Genomic DNA, 4,263 nt, shown 5'->3' on the forward strand with positions numbered 1-4,263 from the left:
TCTGAGCTCCGTCGTTCCTGAACCCGCAAACAGAAATCATGGGAGGAAACCATGGCAGCTTCATTTGATCTGAACAACGACGGCGTGGTCGTCATCATCGGTTCGGGCGCCGGCGGCGGCACGCTCGGCAACGAACTTGCCCAGAAGGGTGTCGACGTCGTCATCCTGGAAGCCGGCGCGCGCCACGAATACGAGGATTTCGTCAATGACGAGTGGGGTTCGTTCGCCCAGCTCGCCTGGACCGACAAGCGCACCACGTCCGGCGACTGGCGCGTGGCAAAGGATTTTCCGAACCTGCCGGCCTGGATCGTCAAGTCGGTCGGCGGTTCGACCACGCATTGGGCGGGAGCCTCGCTGCGCTTCCAGGAGCACGAGTTCAAGACGCTCTCGACCTATGGCAAACTGGAAGGCGCCAACCTGCTCGATTGGCCGATCACGCTGGCCGAGATGGAGCCCTACTACGCCAAGGCCGAGGCCAAGATGGGCGTCACCGGCACCAATGACTGGCCGCGGCTGCCGGGCAACAACAATTTCAAGGTGTTGAAGGCCGGCGCCGACGAGCTCGGCTACAAGGAATGCCACACCGGCAACATGGCCATCAACTCGGTCGATCGCGACGATCGTAATTCCTGCCAGCAAACCGGCTTCTGCTTCCAGGGCTGTAAATGGGGCGCCAAATGGTCGACGCTCTACACCGAGATCCCCAAGGGCGAGGCGACAGGCCATCTCGAAGTCAGGCCGAATGCCATGGCGATCAAGATCAACCACGACGCCAGCGGAAAGGTGACCGGCGTCGTCTACGCCGACAAGGACGGCAAGCTGCAGGAGCAGAAGGCGCGCATCGTCGCGGTTGCCGGCAACTCGATCGAGAGCCCAAGGCTGCTGCTCAATTCGGCGTCGGGAAAATTCCCCGATGGGCTTGCCAACTCGTCGGGCCAGGTCGGCAAGAACTACATGCGCCACACCACCGGCTCGGTCTATGCCATCTTCGACAGGCCGGTGCATATGTATCGCGGCACCACCATGGCCGGCATCATCCGCGACGAGGCGCGGCATGATCCGTCGCGTGGGTTCGTGGGCGGCTACGAGTTCGAGACGCTGTCGCTCGGCCTGCCGTTCATGGCCGCATTCCTCGATCCGGGCGCCTGGGGGCGCTCGTTCACCACCGCACTCGATCACTACGACCACATGGCCGGCCTGTGGATCGTCGGTGAGGACATGCCGCGCGCGGAGAACCGCATCACGCTGCATGCAGACGAGAAGGACGCACACGGCATGCCGATCGCCGACGTGCATTTCGACGACCATCCGAACGACACGGCGATGCGTAACCACGCCTACAAACAGGCTACGGCACTTTACGATGCGGTCGGCGCCACCCGCACCTTCCCGACGCCGCCCTATCCCTCGACCCACAATCTCGGCACCAATCGGATGAGCGAGAAAGCGGAAGACGGCGTCGTCAACAAGCACGGCCAGGCGCACGACATCAAGAACCTGTTCGTGTCGGACGGCAGCCAGTTCACCACCGGGGCCGCCGAAAACCCGACCCTGACGATCGTGTCGCTGGCGATCCGCCAGGCCGACTACATCGCCGCGCAGATGTCGGCAAAGACGATCTAGTCACATCCTCCCGACGGACTGCTGGCGCGGAACCCGCAAGGTTCCGCGCCTTTTTCTTGCCACCCTTATTGCTTGGTGCAGGTCGATGCGGTGAAGGCGCCGTCGGGTTGCTTCATGATGATGTCGAAGGAGGGCACGGTTTCGCCGTCAAGCGTCGCCTGGGTCAGCGACAGCGAGTTGCCGCCGGCGGTGTAGCCGCCCAGTGGTCCCAGCCAGGAAATCACGCCGTTCGCATCCATTTGGTAGTTGTACCCTTGCTGAGCGGGGCCGAAGCCGCCGAGGCTGGTGTAGACAGGGCCGCTGTAGACGTTCCCCTTGATGGTGATGTCGCCGAGGCTGAGGAACATGCCAAGCAGGTACACTTCGCAATGATAGGTGCCGTCAGGCATCTTGCCATCGCTGAAATCGGCTCGCGCGGCTCCGGTTGCTGCGGCCAGAAGCAGTATGCCGATGAAAAAGCGTGAAATCCCTGAAATCATGACGTCGCTCGTTTGAAGAGCGAGCTTGCCCTATTTTTGCACCGCGCCGCAACATCGGTCGCCCAAGGCGCCGCTATTCAGATCAAAATCTAGGCAGTCTGGGAGAATGAGCGAAAATTAGGCAAAAACTGTGTAAGCTGCGCAAATTTCCCTCAATCGATTTCTGGCCGGCTCTCTTTGTTTTGGAAGCCCTATGTTCCAAAGCGCTGATATCTATGAACTATTTGTACCCTTTCGGGATCGCTGGAGCGGTTGGCATGGGGGTTGCATTGTAGTGTTGCGGTGCAATCAACTAGCTTGGGAGTCCGTAATATGAGGGGTAATTTCTCGACAATAACAAAAATGTTTTCGGCTGGTGCGGTCGCCGCCGGCCTGTTGATGTCGGCTCCGGCCAAGGCCGCCGACGACACGATCAAGGTCGGCATTCTCCATTCGCTCTCGGGGACCATGGCGATTTCGGAGACGACACTGAAGGACGCCATGCTGATGCTCATCGACGAGCAGAACGCCAAGGGCGGCCTGCTCGGCAAGAAGCTCGAGGCGGTGGTCGTCGATCCGGCTTCCAACTGGCCGCTGTTTGCCGAAAAGGCGCGCGAACTGATCTCCAAGGACAAGGTTGCGGCGGTGTTCGGCTGCTGGACCTCGGTGTCGCGCAAATCGGTGCTGCCGGTGTTCTCCGAACTCGACAACATCCTGTTCTATCCGGTCCAGTATGAGGGCGAGGAGAGCGAGCGCAACGTGTTCTACACGGGTGCGGCGCCGAACCAGCAGGCGATCCCGGCGGTCGACTATCTGATGAGCGAGGACGGCGGTTCGGTTAAGCGCTGGGTGCTGGAAGGCACCGACTACGTCTATCCGCGCACCACCAACAAGATCCTCGAGGCCTATCTGAAGGCCAAGGGCGTGGCGGCTGAAGACATCATGGTCAATTACACGCCGTTCGGCTTCTCCGACTGGCAGACCGAGGTTTCGGCGATCAAGAAGTTCGGTTCGGCCGGCAAGAAGACCGCCGTCGTCTCCACCGTCAACGGCGACGCCAACGTGCCGTTCTACAAGGAACTCGGCAACCAGGGCATCAAGGCCGAGGACATTCCGGTCATGGCCTTCTCGGTCGGCGAGGAAGAGCTTGCAGGTCTCGACACCGCGCCGCTGGTCGGCCATCTCGCCGCCTGGAACTATTTCGAGAGCATCGATACGCCCGAGAACAAGAAGTTCATCGCCGACTGGCACAAGTTCATCAAGAACGACAAGCGCACCACCAACGACCCGATGGAGGCCCATTATATCGGCTTCAACATGTGGGTGAAGGCGGTCGAGAAGGCCGGCACCACCGATCCGGACAAGGTCATCGACGCCATGATCGGCGTGTCGGTGCCGAACCTGACCGGCGGCTATTCGACGATGATGCCGAACCACCACATCACCAAGCCGGTGCTGATCGGCGAAATCCAGGCCGACGGCCAGTTCGAGACCGTGTCGCGCACGCCGGGCCTGGTGATGGGCGACGAATGGTCCGACTATCTGCCTGATTCCAAGGACCTGATCTCGGATTGGCGCGCGCCTCTGTCCTGCGGCAACTTTAATGTTGCCACCGGCAAGTGCGGCGGCAAGGGCACGAACTGATCCCTCCCAGGGCTGACCCAGTCAGACCGCGCGCGTCCGGACGGCTTCCTCCGCCGTCCGGACGCCCACTTCAACCTTCAGGGGTTACCAGAAACCAATGACCTTAATCCGCACGGGTTTGATGCTGTTGTTCCTGCTGGCGACACTGTCGTCATCGGGCGCTGGCGAAACCGATCTGCGCGGCATCATCGCCAAATTCGCCACGGCCAAGGGCTTTTCCGAGATCGGAGCCGTCGTCCACGAACTGGCAGCCGCTGGCGACCCGGCGGTGGAGCGGCCGCTTGCGGCACTTGCCGACGGCAACCTCTATGTCCGCAAGGCCGATTCCCTGGTGTTTGTCGGCAAGGAAGCGGGCGAGAGCGTCCAGCTTTCCGACCCGTTGAGCGGGGAGGCATCGGGTGAGGCGGCCAAGGACGGCATCACCAAGATCAAGGTCAACAACACGCTGCGTCGCGTCATCCGCGATGCGTTGGGCACTCTGACGCTCGGCGCCAAGGATCCGGCTGTCCGCATCGCCGCCGCCGACACCATGTTCAAG

Annotated in this window: 3 protein-coding genes and 1 pseudogene; 3 read left to right on the forward strand and 1 reads right to left on the reverse strand. The window is 61.4% G+C overall.

Annotated elements, in window-relative coordinates; genetic code table 11:
* Nucleotides 1–51 precede the first annotated feature (51 nt).
* On the forward strand, nt 52–1,623 hold the full coding sequence (locus EN994_RS20095) for a GMC family oxidoreductase (protein ID WP_063167928.1): 1,572 nt from the start codon (nt 52–54) through the stop codon (nt 1,621–1,623).
* 65 nt (nt 1,624–1,688) lie between these two features.
* Here the strand turns inward: EN994_RS20095 and EN994_RS20100 are convergent, their stop codons facing one another.
* Entirely contained in the window at nt 1,689–2,102 is a 414-nt protein-coding gene (locus tag EN994_RS20100) for a hypothetical protein (RefSeq protein ID WP_024503521.1), read from the reverse strand.
* 312 nt (nt 2,103–2,414) lie between these two features.
* Here EN994_RS20100 and urtA point away from each other — a divergent pair, with 312 nt between their 5' ends.
* Together urtA and EN994_RS20110 are read left to right on the forward strand one after the other, a co-directional pair.
* A complete protein-coding gene (gene urtA, locus EN994_RS20105; protein WP_013531849.1) occupies nt 2,415–3,725 on the forward strand; it encodes an urea ABC transporter substrate-binding protein in 1,311 nt (436 codons plus the stop codon).
* Between the two features lie 97 nt (nt 3,726–3,822).
* Nucleotides 3,823–4,263, forward strand: a pseudogene (locus EN994_RS20110) (urea ABC transporter permease subunit UrtB); the annotation flags it as partial.

It is taken from the genome of Mesorhizobium sp. M7A.F.Ca.CA.002.09.1.1, from assembly GCF_003998555.1.
Lineage (GTDB): Bacteria > Pseudomonadota > Alphaproteobacteria > Rhizobiales > Rhizobiaceae > Mesorhizobium > Mesorhizobium ciceri.